Genomic DNA, 14149 nt, shown 5'->3' with positions numbered 1-14149 from the left:
CCTGCCGGAGGGCAGGCTTGGTTAGAATGCCTGCTTGAACGCTGAACTTATGGATTGATGACGAAGTAGAGGATGACGGCTATGACCGCCATCGAACCGATCCCCCACTTCACTGCGGTCAGGAAGCCGTTGTAGGTCGCCTCGTGCTGGGCATAGTCCATCGGGGATTCCACCTGCAGTTCGGAATGGTGTTCGGGGCGGGTCTTGGTGGCCATGTCGTCCTCGTTGGTCCAGTCATCCAAAAGTCGTTGGGCCGAAGTCGGCCCGGGAAGCACTCAGGGCGAAGTTGCTTCCAGCTCGTCGATCAGCCCCTCGATCATGGAAAGGCCCAGCGACCAGAATTGGGGATCCTTGGCGTCCAGCCCGAACGGCTTGAGCAGTTCGGAATGGTGCTTGCTTCCCCCAGCCTTGAGCAGCTCGAAATAGCGCTCTGCAAAGCCCTCGCTGGCCTTCTCATACTGCGCATAAAGCGAGTTCACAAGGCAGTCACCGAAGGCATAGGCATAGACGTAGAAGGGCGAATGGATGAAGTGCGGGATATAGGCCCAGAAGATGTCATAGCCCTCGTTGGCAATGATCGCTTCGCCCAGCGATTCCTTCTGCACCTCCAGCCAGATGGCATTGATCTCCTCGGTCCGCAGTTCGCCCTGGCGGCGCGCCGTGTGCACTTTGCGCTCGAAGGTGTAGAAGGCAATCTGCCGCACCACGGTATTGAGCATATCTTCCACTTTGGAGGACAGGAGCGCGAAGCGCTGCTTCGGGTCGGTGGTGTTGTTGAGCAGATGCCGGAAGGTCAGCATTTCGCCAAAGACCGACGCCGTTTCGGCCAGGGTCAGCGGCGTATTGGCGAGGATCGGCCCCTGCGCGGCGGCCAGCCGCTGGTGCACACCATGACCCAGTTCGTGGGCGAGCGTCATGATATCGCGCGAGCGGCCAAGATAGTTGAGCATCAGATAGGGATGGGCGCTCGGCACGGTCGGATGCGCAAAGGCGCCCGAGAGCTTGCCGTCGCAGGTCGGGGCATCGATCCAGCCGCTGTCAAAGAAGGGCGCGGCAACCTCGGCCAGCTGTGGCGAGAACTTGCCATAGGCCTCCATCACCGTCGACTTGGCACTGTCCCAGTCCCAGATACGCTCGTCGCTAGTCGGCAGCGGCGCATTGCGGTCCCAGGCATTGAGCTTGTCTTTGCCGAACCATTTCGCCTTCATCGCGTAATAGCGGTGCGACAGGCGTGGATAGGCTTCCTGCACGGCTTTCTGCAGCGCATCGACCACTTCGCGCTCGACAGAATTGGCCATATGGCGGCTGTCGGCGATATCCTCGTAGCCGCGCCAGCGATCCGAGATTTCCTTGTCCTTGGCGAGGACATTTGTGATGTGGGTGAAGAGGCGGCTATTGTCGCTCAGCACCTTGCCCAGCGCCTTGAAGGCGCTTTCGCGCTTCTTCTCGTCCTTTTCGCTGAGCAGGTGCAATGTCGATTCAAGGGTCAGCGTCTCGCCATCGACCTCGAATTGCAGGCTCGACAGCGTCTCGTCATAGAGCCGGTTCCAGGCCGAAAAAGCGGTCACCGACTTGTCGTGGAACAGCTCTTCGAGCTTGTCATCGAGCTGATGCGGCTTGGCCTTGCGCAATTCGGCAAACCAGGTGCGATAGCGCGCCAGCTCGGCATCCTTTTCGAAGGCGGCTTCAAGATCGGCATCCTCGATCCGGTTCAGCTCCAGTTCGAAGAACAGCACGCGGGTCGACAGATTGGTGATCGCCTCACTGGTATCACCCATGAACTTGGCGCGATCCGGATCGGTCGACTTCTGCGCATATTGCAGGAACGAGAACGAGCCGATGCGGCCGGTCAGATCCCCCAGCACTTCACTGTCCTTGATCGCCTCGACCAGCTTGCCTTCTTTTGTCAGCGCGATCAGCTTGCCCTTGTAGTCGGCCTCGAACTGGGCTGCGAGCGACTTGGCCTTTTCCAGATCAGCCTTGAACTCGGCGCTGTCCTTGCCGGGATAGAGATCGCTGAGATCCCACACAGGCAGATTGCCGAACTGGTTGTGGCCCTTTTGAGCTTCTGCGGTCATGGCGATCTCTCCGACTGGTCAAATAGTGGGCGGACCTTAACCAGCGCCCGCGCTGATTGGAAGTCTCGGCACGGGCAAGACGCCCTGCCCGGCCGATAAGCGCGGGACGCGATGAAATTGGTCATGATTAATCGCCCCTTAACACCCTCCACCCATGCTTCTCCCAAAACGGCACACGATTCGATGCCGCAGCAAGAAGACGGAGCCTGGATGACGCGCGTTCTCGTAGTCGATGATGATCCGGTACAATTGCGTTTGACCGCCGAGGTGGCCAATCGCGCCGGCTTCAAGCCGCTGACCGCCACCGGTGGCGAACAGGCACTGGCTATCCTGCGCGACGATCGCAACATCGGCGCCATGATCCTCGATCTTGTCATGCCCGACCTCGATGGCATGGGCGTGATGGATGCCATGCGCCGCGAGGGCCTGACGACGCCGGTCATCATCCAGACCGCCAATGCCTCGCTTGAAACCGTCATCTCGGCAATGCGCAACGGCGCCGCCGACTATTTCGTCAAGCCCGTCGCCCCCGAGCGCCTCGTCATGTCGCTGCGCAATGCGATGAAGCTCGATGCGCTCGAAGCCACGATCCGCGCCGAGCACGCCCGCCGCAGCGGCACCTTCACCAGTGCCGACATGATCGCCAAAGCGCCCGCCATGGCCCGCGTGCTGACGCTTTGTGGCAAGGCCGGCAAGTCCAATATTCCTGTGCTGATCGAAGGCGAGACGGGCGTCGGCAAGGAGCTCGTCGCCCGCATCATCCAGGGCGCCAGCGACCGCGCCGGCAAGCCCTTCGTCACCATCAACTGCGGCGCCATTCCGCCAAACCTGGTTGAATCCGTACTCTTCGGGCACAAGAAGGGCGCTTTCACCGGCGCCCATGCCGACCAGACCGGCAAGATCGCCGAAGCGCACAACGGCACGCTTTTCCTTGATGAAGTCGGCGAGCTTCCGCTCGAAACCCAGGTCAAACTCCTGCGCGTGCTGCAGGAAGGCGAGATCGAGCCGATTGGCGCAACCAGGCCCGAACGCGTCAATGTGCGGATCATCTCGGCCACCAACCGCCGCCTGCTCAATCTCGCCAAGACCGGCGAATTCCGCGAGGATCTCTACTACCGCCTCAACGTCTTCCCCATCTATGTGCCGCCGCTGCGCGAGCGCATGGAGGATGTGGCCGAACTCGTCGCCATGTTCATCGCCCGCTTCGCCGCCGAAGCCGGCAAGCGCGTGCTCGGCATTTCCCCGCCGGCGCTGGAACTGCTGATGTCCTATGACTGGCCGGGCAATATCCGCCAGCTCGAAAACGCCGTCTATCGCGCCATCGTACTGACCGACGGTGCTTTCCTCGAAAGCGTCGATTTCCCGCAGATCTATGCCCAGACAGCCGGCCGTGACAAAACCGTCGAAGCCATCGGCTCTGTGCCGGTCCCGGCCGAACCCGTGCATATCGACACGGCCTCGGCCCGTCAGCGCATCGTGATCGAAGAGCCGACCCCCGCGCCCGACCGCTTTCTCGACCCGACGGGCGAGATCGCGGCCCTGGCCGAAATCGAACGCGCCGCCATCGTCTTTGCCATCGCCCATCACGGTGGCCGCATGTCGCGCGTCGCCCGGGCCCTCAAGATCGGTCGCTCGACGCTCTATCGTAAACTGCATGAATATGGTCTGGCCGAAGAGCTGATCAGCGACGCCGCCTAGACATCCCTGGCAGCCGCGACAATCCAACTCACGGCGATAACCGAGATTTTCTGAACCTCGACACTATTCGGGGTTGCGAAATCGCGAGTCAGACACCACAACGGGTATAGCGACACTCCTGGAGTGCCCGCTTACCCACATTTCGCCATCCGAAGGTGCCCCGCGCGATAATGACGCCATCATTCTTGCTGACACTTGCATTGTTCCTGCCATTCGGAGCTGCCCTCCTGGCAGCGGTTCTTCCGCAGAATGCGCGCAATGCAGAAGCCTGGCTGGCAGGAAGCGTCGCCGTATTCGGCATCGCGGTCATGATCTACCTCTTCCCCCAGGTCGCCGAGGGCGGCGTGGTGCGGCAGGAAATCGCCTGGATCCCGGCCCTCGGCCTAAACCTGATCCTGCGCCTCGATGGCTTCTCCTGGCTCTTCGGCATGCTGGTCGCCGGCGTCGGCCTGCTCGTCGTGCTCTATGCGCGCTACTACATGTCCCCCAAGGACCCGGTCCCGCGCTTCTTCGCCTTCTTCCTCGCCTTCATGGGCTCGATGATGGGCCTGGTGCTCTCGGGCAATATCATCCAGCTGGTGATCTTCTGGGAACTGACCTCGATCACCTCCTTCCTGCTGATCGGCTACTGGTTCCACCTCGCCCAGGCCCGCGACGGCGCCCGCATGGCGCTGACCGTCACCGGTCTGGGTGGCCTCGGCCTGCTCGTCGGCATGCTGATCATCGGCCAGATCGTCGGCAGCTATGATCTCGACGTGGTGCTCGCCTCCGGCGACATGATCCGCGAGCATCCGCTCTACCTGCCGGCCCTGCTGCTGGTGCTGCTCGGCGCCCTGACCAAGAGCGCGCAATTCCCCTTCCATTTCTGGCTGCCGCACGCCATGGCCGCCCCGACCCCGGTCTCGGCCTATCTGCATTCGGCCACCATGGTGAAGGCCGGCGTCTTCCTGCTGGTTCGCTTCTGGCCGGTGCTTGCCGGCACCGATGCCTGGTTCTGGATCGTCACCTTCGCCGGCCTCTCGACGCTGATCTTTGGCGCCTATGCCGCCATTTTCCAGACTGACCTCAAGGGCCTGCTCGCCTATTCGACCATCAGCCATCTCGGCCTGATCACGACCCTGCTCGGCATGTCGACGCCTCTGGCCACGGTTGCCGCGATCTTCCACATCGCCAACCATGCCACCTTCAAGGCCTCGCTGTTCATGGCCGCCGGCATCATCGACCACGAGACCGGCACGCGCGACATCAGAAAGCTGTCCGGCCTCTTCCGCTTCATGCCCTTCACGGCCACCCTCGCCATGGTGGCTTCGGCGGCCATGGCTGGCGTACCCCTGCTCAACGGCTTTCTCTCCAAGGAAATGTTCTTTGCCGAAGTGGCCGAGCGCGACGCCAATCCCTTCGTCAACTATGCCCTGCCGATCGGCGCCACCATCGCCGGCATGTTTGCCGTGACCTATTCGCTCCGCTTCGTGCATGGCGTCTTCTTCGGCCCCAAGCCGACCGACCTTGCCCACGAACCCCATGAGCCCCCGGCCCTGATGCGCCGCCCGATCGAAATCCTGGTGCTGGCCTGCCTGCTTGTCGGCGTCATTCCCTCGATCACCATCGGCCCCTACCTGGCCGCGGCCGTGCTCTCCATCACCGGCCCCGACACGCCCTATTACAGCCTCTCGGTCTGGCACGGCTGGAACAATGCCCTGCTGATGAGTGGCGTGGCGCTGGTCGGTGGCGTCCTGCTTTACTGGGCGCTCTACGGCTATCTCGCCAAGGGTGTCGATGGCCCGCCGTTGATCCGCCAGCTCAAGGGACAGCGCATCTTCGAGCGCATCATGCTGACCATCACCAGCAAGTGGGCGCGCAAGCTTGAAGCCACTTTCGGCACCCGCCGCCTGCAACCGCAGCTGTTCCTGATGTTCTTCCTGGCGCTGGTTCTGCCAGCCAGCCTGCTGCTCGGACGTCTGGGCGGCATTGACCTGCAGCTCGGCGATTTCGATCCGGCCTTTGCCCTGCTCTGGGCCATCGGCATCACCTGCGCGGTGGCCGCGACGCACCAGGCCAAGTTCCACCGCCTTGTCGCCCTCGTCCTGCTCGGCGGCGCTGGTCTTGTGACCTGCATCACCTTCGTCTGGTTCTCGGCGCCCGACCTGGCCATCACCCAGTTGCTGGTCGAGATCGCCACCACGGTTCTGATCCTGCTCGGACTGCGCTGGCTGCCCAAGCGCGTCGAGGACATGAGCGACGAGAACCTGGTCCGCAAGGCTCGCATCCGCCGCTACCGCGATATCGTGCTGGCCGTTCTCGCCGGCATGGGCATGACCGTGGTCGCCTATGCCGTCATGACACGAAAGATTCCCGAGGGCATTTCGGAATATTTCCTCGAAAACGCCTACAAGCTCGGCGGCGGCACCAATGTGGTCAACGTCATGCTGGTTGACTTCCGCGCCTTCGACACGCTGGGCGAAATCACCGTGCTCGGCATTGTCGCGCTGACTGTCTTTGCCGTGCTGCGCCGCTTCCGCCCGGCCAAGGAATCCGTCGGCAAGACCGAACAGCAGCGCATCCAGAGCGAGTTCGATGCCCGTGTCCCCGAGCGCAATCCCGGCGACACCGTCAATGAATATCTGATGATTCCCGCCGTCATCATGAACTGGATGTTCCCGGTCATCATCGTGCTCGCGGCCTATCTGTTCCTGCGCGGTCACGACCAGCCCGGTGGCGGCTTTGCCGCTGGCATCGTCATGTCCATCGGCTTTATCCTGCAATATATGGCCGGCGGCACCCGCTGGGTCGAGGATCGCCTGCGCATCCTGCCCGTGCGCTGGATCGGCTCGGGCCTGCTCGTGGCCATGCTGGTCGGTCTCGCCTCGCTGGCCTTCGGCTATCCCTTCATGACCACGGCCTTCCAATACGCCGAGATTCCCTACATCGGCCGCGTGCCCATGGCCTCGGCGCTGATCTTTGACCTTGGCGTCTTCAGCCTCGTGGTCGGCGCCACCGTGCTGATCCTCATCGCCCTTGCCCACCAGTCGGTCCGCTCGCCCAAGGCGGCGCGCACGCCCGCCCCGATCAAGCAGGCCGAAGTCTCGGCCGACGCACCGGTGGAGAACAGCTGATGGAACTCATCCTCGCAATCGGCATCGGTGTCCTGACCTCCTGCGGCGTCTATCTGATGCTGCGCCCGCGCACCTTTCAGGTCATCATCGGCCTGTCGCTGCTGTCCTATGCGGTCAATCTCTTCATCTTCTCCATGGGCCGCCTGATGACCGGCGCCGCTCCCGTGGTGACCAATGGCGAGATCGATCCGACCCAGTTTACCGACCCCGTGCCCCAGGCCCTGGTGCTTACCGCCATCGTCATCGGCTTTGCCATGACGGCGCTGTTCCTGGTCGTGCTGCTCGCCGCCCGCGGCGTGACCGGTACCGACCATGTCGATGGCAGGGAGCAGCGCTGAGATGACCATGTTGCTCGATCACCTCTCCGTCCTGCCCATCCTGCTGCCGCTCGCCACCGGCGCCGCCATGCTGCTGATGGATGACCGCCAGCGCGCCGCCAAGGCCTATATCAACGTGGTCGCCACACTGATGCTCGTCGTCATCGGCGTGCAGATGGTTCTGACGGCCTCCGCTGACAATGGCATCGAGGCCATCACCTATCCGCTCGGAAACTGGCCCGTGCCCTTCGGCATCGTGCTCGTCGCCGACCGCCTGTCGGCCCTGATGGTGCTGCTGACGTCCATCCTGGGCACCTCCGCGCTGATCTATTCGCTCGCCCGCTGGCACGCCATGGGCCCGAGCTTCCACACGCTCTTCCAGTTCCTGCTGATGGGGCTCAACGGCGCCTTCCTCACCGGCGACATCTTCAATCTCTTCGTCTTCTTCGAAGTGATGCTGGCCGCCTCCTATGGCCTGGCGCTACATGGCCTTGGCCTCGCCCGCATCAAGGCGGGACTGCATTATGTCGCGGTGAACCTCGGCGCGTCCTTCCTCTTCCTGATTGGCGCCGCGCTCATCTATGGCGTCACCGGCACGCTCAACATGGCGGACCTTGCCAACAAGGTCGCGACCATTCCCGAGCTCGACCGCGGCCTGCTCGAAGCAGGCGCCGCCTTCCTTGGCCTCGCCTTCCTGCTCAAAGCCGGCATGTGGCCGCTCGGCTTCTGGCTACCCACCACCTATGCCGCCGCCAGCGCCCCCGTCGCGGCCATATTCGCCATCATGACCAAGGTCGGCATCTATGCCGTACTGCGCCTCTCGACCCTCGCCTTCGGCCTTGAAGCCGGCGCTTCGGCAGGCCTTGGCCATACGGTCCTTCTGGTTGGCGGCATGGCGACCATCGCCTTCGGCGCCATCGGCGTCCTCGCCTCCCAGACCATTGGCCGCCTTGCCGGCTATTGCGTGCTGATTTCCTCGGGCACGCTGCTGGCCTCCATTGGCATGGGCAATCCCTTCGTCACCGGCGGCGCGCTTTATTACCTGGTCGTCTCGACCCTGGCCGTCAGCGCCTTCTTCCTCATCGTCGAACTGCTCGAACGCATCCGTATCGCCGGTGCCGACGTGCTGGCCATCACGCTCGAAGCCTATGGCGATGACGAGGAAGAAAGCGAAGTCGACGAAATCGGGCTCGCCATCCCCGGCGCCCTGGCGATCCTGGGCATCAGCTTCGCCGCCTGCGTGCTGCTGCTCGCCGGCTTCCCGCCCCTGGCCGGATTCCTCGCCAAATTTGCCATCATCTCGGCCCTGTTCAACCCTGGCGGCCTTGAAGCGCCCGCAGTCATCACTCCGGCCGCCTGGACCCTCGCCGGCCTGATGATATTTGCCGGCTTTGCCGCCCTGGTCTCGCTGACCCGTACCGGCATCAGCACCTTCTGGGCCACCATGTCCGACAGCCCCGCCCCCGTGCGGCTGATCGAAATCGCGCCCATCGTCATGCTGCTGACCCTGACCGTGATCCTCACCATCATGGCCGGGCCAACCATGGACTATATGTATGCCCTGGCAGAGAACCTCCACTCTCCCGCCACCGAGATCGGCAATATCCTGGGCTCGACCGTGGTCGGAGCGGTGACGCCATGAGGACAATCGCCAGAACCGTGCTGCCCTATCCGCTGCTGTCGCTGAGCCTTTTGATCTTCTGGCTGCTGCTGCAATCGTCCATGGGTCTGGGCCATATCCTGCTCGGCTCGGTCATCGCCCTCTTTGCCGGCAAGGCGCTCGACGCGCTGCAACCCGAGCGCCCGCGCATCCGCGCGCCGCACCGGATCATCCAGCTCATGGCGCTGGTCGCCGTCGACGTGCTGCGCTCCAACATGGCCGTCGCCTGGATTACGCTGCAGGGTCATCGCCGCGAACAGACCTCGGGCTTTCTCGTCCTGCCGCTCGAACTGCGTGACCGTTCGGCCCTCGCAATCCTTGCCTGCATCATTACCGCCACGCCAGGCTCGGCCTGGCTCGAATATGACGCCGCCCGCGGTACCGTGCTGATCCACGTGCTTGATCTGGTCGACGAACAGGCCTGGATCGACCTCATCAAGAACCGCTACGAAAGCCTGCTGCTGGAGATCTTCCAATGAGCGAAGCCGTGCTCCACTGGACCCTGCTGCTCTCCCAGATCATGCTGGCCGGCGCGATGATCGCCGCCACCACGCGCATGATCCGCGGCCCGCGCGCGCAGGACCGCATCCTGGCGCTCGACGCCTTCTATCTGGCCGCCATGCTGATGCTCGTGCTCTTCGGCATCCGCGTTGGCTCCAATGTCTATTTCGAGGCCGCGCTGGTCATCGGTATCCTCGGCTTTGTCTCAACCGTAGCCCTCGCCAAATTCCTCATGCGCGGCGAGGTGATCGAATGAGCGATCTCCCGCTCTGGCTCGCCATTCTCGTTGGCGTCTTCGCCCTCGTCGGCTCCGGCCTCACCCTCCTCGGGTGCTTGGGGCTTGCGCGCTTCGACAGCTTCTACCTCCGCATCCACGCCCCGACCCTGGGCTCGAGCTTTGGCACCATTTTCGTGCTGCTGGCCTCGATCGTCTATTTCTCGGTCAATGGCGGCCGCCCGGTTTTGCATGAAGTGCTGATCGTAATCTTCGTTTCTCTGACCACGCCGGTGACGCTGATGTTGCTCGCCCGCGCCGCGCTTTATCGCGACCGCGCCGAACGCAACGGCACCGTGCCCGACTCCATCGGTCAGGACATCGTCGTCGATCCGGCCGAAACCAAAGCATAGTTCAGGGGAAGCGCTGGAGGCCCTGCCCTGGACTTGAACCAAGGGTACCAGGAGTTGCAATCCCGTGCGTAACTCTCCGCCACAGGGCCATTCGCAGGCGCGCAGCTTGCTTAGACCAGGCAAGGTTACTTGTCTGTGCGTCAATCCAGCCAAGCTTGCATTGCGGTAAACAGGTTCTGAAAGTTGCCGCGACCCGGCAAAAGCAAAAGCGCCCCCTGGAGGAAAGGGGGCGCTTGAGGATCGCGCCGGTCGGGAACGTAGGCTGCCGCGCGACTGCCTCTATCATGTCACCACGCGAACGGATTGCTAGTTGGCGGATATGACATCGTCAGTTTTGCCGAGTACTGGCGCAAAATGCCGTCATGCGATGGCGCCTTCAAAGGCTTCCGCCGCCTGTTTCGACCCTGCCGCTGCCATGTCGCGGGCATAGCGCGCCGGCGACACACCCACATCCCGCGTGAAGGCGACGCTGAAGGCACTCGCGGAGCGATATCCAACCTGCCGGGCAATTTCGGCGACGCTTGCTTCCCGCTTGCGCAGCAGATCCTTGGCCAGCGCCAGACGCCATGCCGTCAGATATTCCATCGGCGCCATGCCCACCGCACCCTGGAACCGCTCGTAAAAACCCGAGCGCGACAGCGCCGCCTCGCGCGCCAGCTCGGCCACTGTCCAGCCGCGTTCGGGCCGCGCATGCATGCCCCTGATCGCCACCGCCAGCCGTTCATCGGAAAGACCACGCACGAGGCCAGGCGAAGCACAGACCTCGACCGAGGAGCGCAGGGCTTCGATCAGCAGCACTTCCAGCAGATGCTGCATGACCACTTCCCGCCCCGGCTTGCTGCCCATGGCCTCGTCGCCCAGCAATTGCATCAGCATGGCAAGGCGATGCTCACCCCGTACCACCACCAGTTCGGGCAACAGCGACGACAGCAACGTCGCATCCTCGGACTGGAAAATGCAGTAACCCACCAGCGCCCGCATATCCACCGGTCCATCGACGCTCCCCACCCGATAGCCGCCGCCCGGCAGGATGACCGGATCCACCACCATATTGCTGTCGTCGCTGGGCATGTCGCTCCACATCATGAAGTCCTGTGCCGAAGGGATGAGGATGAAATCGCCCGCATTGATGATCACCTCTCCGCTCCGCTGATCGCTGTAGCGCAGGCTGCCCTTGAGCACGGCTACATAGTAGGGATTGGGCGACTGCGTCCGCCGCACCCGCCATGGCCCCGAACCGGTGACGCATTTGGAAAACGGCGCACCCGGCTGAAGCAGGCCAACGATCTGCGCGAGGGGATCTGTCATTCTGGACAATCTCGACATAAGCTTGGACGTTTGAATATAGAACGTCCAATAGCGCATGCCCATCTCCTGTTCGGCCAATCAAGAACAGGATCAAGCCACCATGACTGAACATTCACGCATCGCACTCGTCACCGGCGCCAACCAGGGCATCGGCCTGCAGATCGCCACCGACCTCGCCGCCAGCGGCCTGACCGTGCTGCTCGCCTCGCGCAATCTCGATCGCGGCAAGGCAGCGGCTCAAGGCATCGAGGGCGACCTCCACCCCATCCAGCTCGACGTGACGGACGAGGCTTCGATCCGCGCCGCCGCCGCCCAGGTCGAACAGCAGTTCGGCCGCCTCGACATCCTCGTCAACAATGCCGCGATCTCCCGTGCGAACACCCATGAGGTCGAGACCATGGCGGACTATATCCAGCGCTCGCGGGCGACGTTGATCTCGGTGGATGAAGTGCGCACCATCTGGGAGACCAATGTCTTCGGGGTGCTCGCCGTCACCCAGGCCTTCGTGCCCCTGCTGCGCAAATCCACCGCCGCAAGCATCGTCAATGTCTCGAGCGGCCTCGGCTCGTTGACCTTCAACTCGACGCCCAATCCCTATCGAGCCACCTTCAACCCCGGCTACGCCGCCTCCAAGACCGCGCTCAATGCCATCACCCTGGCCTTTGCCATCGAGCTTGAAGCCGAAGGGATCAGGGTCAATGCCGTGACCCCCGGCTTCACCGCCACCGCCCTCAACAATTACGAAGGCACCGAAACCGTCGAACAGGGCGCCGCCGAAGCTGTCCGCGTTGCCCTCCTCGGCAGCGATAGCCCCACTGGCACCTTCACCGGCTCGGTCAACCAAGCCTATCCCTGGTAGTCGACAAAGGCCCGCCGCCACTGTCGCGGCGGGCCGGACCCTACTGTGTCCTCGACACCACATCTCGCGCTCACAGTGTTGCGAGTGATTGCTCCCGTTAAGGTTTGCAGTTTATTGCTCGATAGCTCGGGAACGGCCAGCCAGACCCTTTGATTCTGGCATTCCGGCCGTCACAATATTGCCGTGCATGGAGCTCAGATGAACAAGATCGTGGTGTCCCTTTTTGCCGTTATTGCCGGCATGGGTGTCTCGTTTTCGGTATCGGCGCAGGATGTGAACGCGCTGGCCACTGCCCCCGTCATCATCGCTCCGCCGCAGACGCCACTGGCCCAGACCATCAAGACGGGTCTGTCCACGGCCTATAATGACACGAACAAGAACTCCGCCGCCTATGCGGAGGCGCAGAAGCTCTATTTCTTCTACGGCGGTCGTCATTTCGAGCCGATCTGGCTGAGCACCGACGCCAATGGCGACGTGACTTTCTCCGAGCCAGCCCAGAAGATTCTGAAGCTTTTCGAGAGTGCCGAAAGCGAAGGTCTGCGGCCGTCCGACTATCTGACGCCCGACCTTGACCCGACGGGCGCCAAGGGCGACCCGGCCAAGCTTGCGCAGCTTGAAACCGCCTTCTCCGGCGCCACCCTGCGCTATGCCACCCATATCTATACCGGCCGTATTGCCCCCCAGTCGGTCGATGCCAATCTCGACGTCCAGCCCAAAAAGCTCGATGAAGCAGCGCTGCTGGTCGAACTCGCCACAAGCAAGGACCCGGTCAAGGTTCTCGCCGCGCTGGAGCCGACGCATCCCGAATTCCTGGCTCTCAAAGCCGCCCTTGCCAGCTTCGATGGCACCCAGCCCGATCGCCCCGCCCAGATCGCCACTGGCCCCAGCCTCAAGCCGGGCATGACCGATGCCCGGGTGCCGGCACTGCGCGCGCGCCTCAACCTGCCGCCCGTCGAGGGCATGCTCTATGACGACCACATGGTCGAGGCGATGAAGCTGTTCCAGACCGCCGAAAAGCTCGATGTCGATGGCGTCATGGGCCCGGCGACCCTGGTCGCGCTCAATGGCGGTCAGCCGATCACCAAGGCCGATATCATCGCCAATATGGAACGCTGGCGCTGGCTGCCGCGCGACCTTGGCGAATTCAACGTCTTCGTCAACATTCCAGAATTCCGCCTCGCCATCAATCGCGGCCAGACCGAAGAATATACCACCCGCGTCGTCGTCGGCTCGGTCAAAAACCAGACGCCGATCTTCTCGGACAATATCCGCCACGTCGTGGTGAACCCTTATTGGAATGTGCCCAGCTCGATCATCAAGGGCGAGATCGCTCCGGCGGTCATGCGCAACCCGGCCTATACCGACAACCAGAACATGGACCTGCTCTACAACGGCGATGTCGTCAGCCCCTGGCAGGTCAACTGGGGTGCGGTTTCATCCACCAATTTCCCCTTCCGCGTGCGCCAGCGCCCGGGGCCGGGCAATGCCCTGGGCCAGATCAAATTCCTCTTCCCCAACAAGCACGACGTCTATCTGCATGACACGCCGTCCAAGGGCCTGTTCGGCCGCGCCGCCCGCGCGCTCAGCCACGGCTGCGTCCGCGTCGAGGACCCGATGGCCTTTGCCGGCGCGCTGATGGCCAATGAGCCCAATATTTCCCGCGCTTCCCTCGAAGGCATGTTCGGCCCCGCGGAAAAATGGGTAAACCCGGAAACGCAGATCCCCGTCCACCTCGCCTATTTCACCGTTCGTGTGGATGACAATGGCGAGCTCAAGGGCTTTGGTGACATTTATGGCCACAATGCCAAACTGATCGCCGCCATGGGCTTGGCCAAGCCCGCCTTTGCCCCGGAAATCATCGCCGAGGCAGCGCCCGTCGTGAACGAACTGGCCCCCTGATCAGGGCCGGTTCACCCCGCAGAGTATGGCGTGCCGCCACACTCCTTAATGTCACATTTACAATTTCGCCTTGGTTGCGCCAGCATTTG

The 14149-nt window shown here is 62.8% G+C and carries 12 protein-coding genes and 1 tRNA gene; 9 read left to right on the top strand and 4 right to left on the bottom strand.

All coding sequences use genetic code 11. From position 1 onward, the window contains the following. Window positions 1-47: 47 nt before the first annotated feature. Together P0Y65_00920 and P0Y65_00915 are read right to left on the bottom strand one after the other, a co-directional pair. Window positions 48-215, bottom strand: a complete 168-nt coding sequence (locus P0Y65_00920) for an aa3-type cytochrome c oxidase subunit IV (GenBank protein WEK04849.1) — start codon at window positions 213-215, stop codon at window positions 48-50. Between the two features lie 60 nt (window positions 216-275). Further along, complete coding sequence (locus tag P0Y65_00915) at window positions 276-2078, bottom strand: M3 family oligoendopeptidase (protein ID WEK04848.1); 1803 nt, start codon at window positions 2076-2078, stop codon at window positions 276-278. A 210-nt stretch (window positions 2079-2288) separates the two neighbouring features. On the opposite strand from P0Y65_00915, the gene P0Y65_00910 reads away from it, so the two are divergent. The 7 genes from P0Y65_00910 (at window position 2289) to mnhG (ending at window position 9994) form a co-directional block, all read left to right on the top strand. Next, window positions 2289-3776: a sigma-54 dependent transcriptional regulator gene (locus P0Y65_00910; protein WEK04847.1), complete on the top strand. Its 1488-nt coding sequence runs from the start codon at window positions 2289-2291 to the stop codon at window positions 3774-3776. A 170-nt stretch (window positions 3777-3946) separates the two neighbouring features. Next, window positions 3947-6889, top strand: coding sequence for a monovalent cation/H+ antiporter subunit A (locus P0Y65_00905; GenBank protein WEK04846.1), 2943 nt, complete (start codon window positions 3947-3949; stop codon window positions 6887-6889). Further along, on the top strand, window positions 6889-7227 hold the full coding sequence (locus P0Y65_00900; protein WEK04845.1) for a Na+/H+ antiporter subunit C: 339 nt from the start codon (window positions 6889-6891) through the stop codon (window positions 7225-7227). Before P0Y65_00905 ends, P0Y65_00900 begins: the two co-directional genes overlap by 1 nt. A 7-nt stretch (window positions 7228-7234) precedes the next feature. Next, entirely contained in the window at window positions 7235-8848 is a 1614-nt protein-coding gene (locus P0Y65_00895) for a monovalent cation/H+ antiporter subunit D (protein ID WEK06694.1), read from the top strand. Window positions 8849-8853: 5 nt separating this feature from the next. Continuing rightward, window positions 8854-9345: a Na+/H+ antiporter subunit E gene (locus tag P0Y65_00890; GenBank protein ID WEK06693.1), complete on the top strand. Its 492-nt coding sequence runs from the start codon at window positions 8854-8856 to the stop codon at window positions 9343-9345. After that, complete coding sequence (locus P0Y65_00885) at window positions 9342-9623, top strand: K+/H+ antiporter subunit F (protein WEK04844.1); 282 nt, start codon at window positions 9342-9344, stop codon at window positions 9621-9623. The genes P0Y65_00890 and P0Y65_00885 overlap by 4 nt, the downstream gene beginning before the upstream one ends. After that, window positions 9620-9994: a monovalent cation/H(+) antiporter subunit G gene (gene mnhG, locus P0Y65_00880; GenBank protein WEK04843.1), complete on the top strand. Its 375-nt coding sequence runs from the start codon at window positions 9620-9622 to the stop codon at window positions 9992-9994. Before P0Y65_00885 ends, mnhG begins: the two co-directional genes overlap by 4 nt. 14 nt (window positions 9995-10008) lie before the next feature. Here the strand turns inward: mnhG and P0Y65_00875 are convergent. Beyond that, window positions 10009-10083 (bottom strand) — tRNA-Cys (locus P0Y65_00875). A 271-nt stretch (window positions 10084-10354) separates the two neighbouring features. Next, window positions 10355-11302 carry an AraC family transcriptional regulator gene (locus P0Y65_00870; protein ID WEK04842.1) on the bottom strand — a complete coding sequence of 316 codons (948 nt, stop codon included), beginning with the start codon at window positions 11300-11302 and terminating at the stop codon, window positions 10355-10357. A 100-nt stretch (window positions 11303-11402) separates the two neighbouring features. Between P0Y65_00870 and P0Y65_00865 the strand changes: the two genes are divergently transcribed. Both P0Y65_00865 and P0Y65_00860 read left to right on the top strand, forming a co-directional pair. Then, entirely contained in the window at window positions 11403-12161 is a 759-nt protein-coding gene (locus P0Y65_00865; GenBank protein WEK04841.1) for an SDR family NAD(P)-dependent oxidoreductase, read from the top strand. Window positions 12162-12359: 198 nt separating this feature from the next. Next, entirely contained in the window at window positions 12360-14060 is a 1701-nt protein-coding gene (locus P0Y65_00860) for a L,D-transpeptidase family protein (GenBank protein WEK04840.1), read from the top strand. Window positions 14061-14149 lie beyond the last annotated feature (89 nt).

Origin of the sequence: Candidatus Devosia phytovorans (assembly GCA_029202405.1) — a bacterium.
Taxonomy (GTDB): domain Bacteria; phylum Pseudomonadota; class Alphaproteobacteria; order Rhizobiales; family Devosiaceae; genus Devosia; species Devosia phytovorans.
The sequence above is the reverse complement of the archived record's forward strand: the minus strand, read 5'-3'. Positions and strand labels throughout refer to the sequence as shown.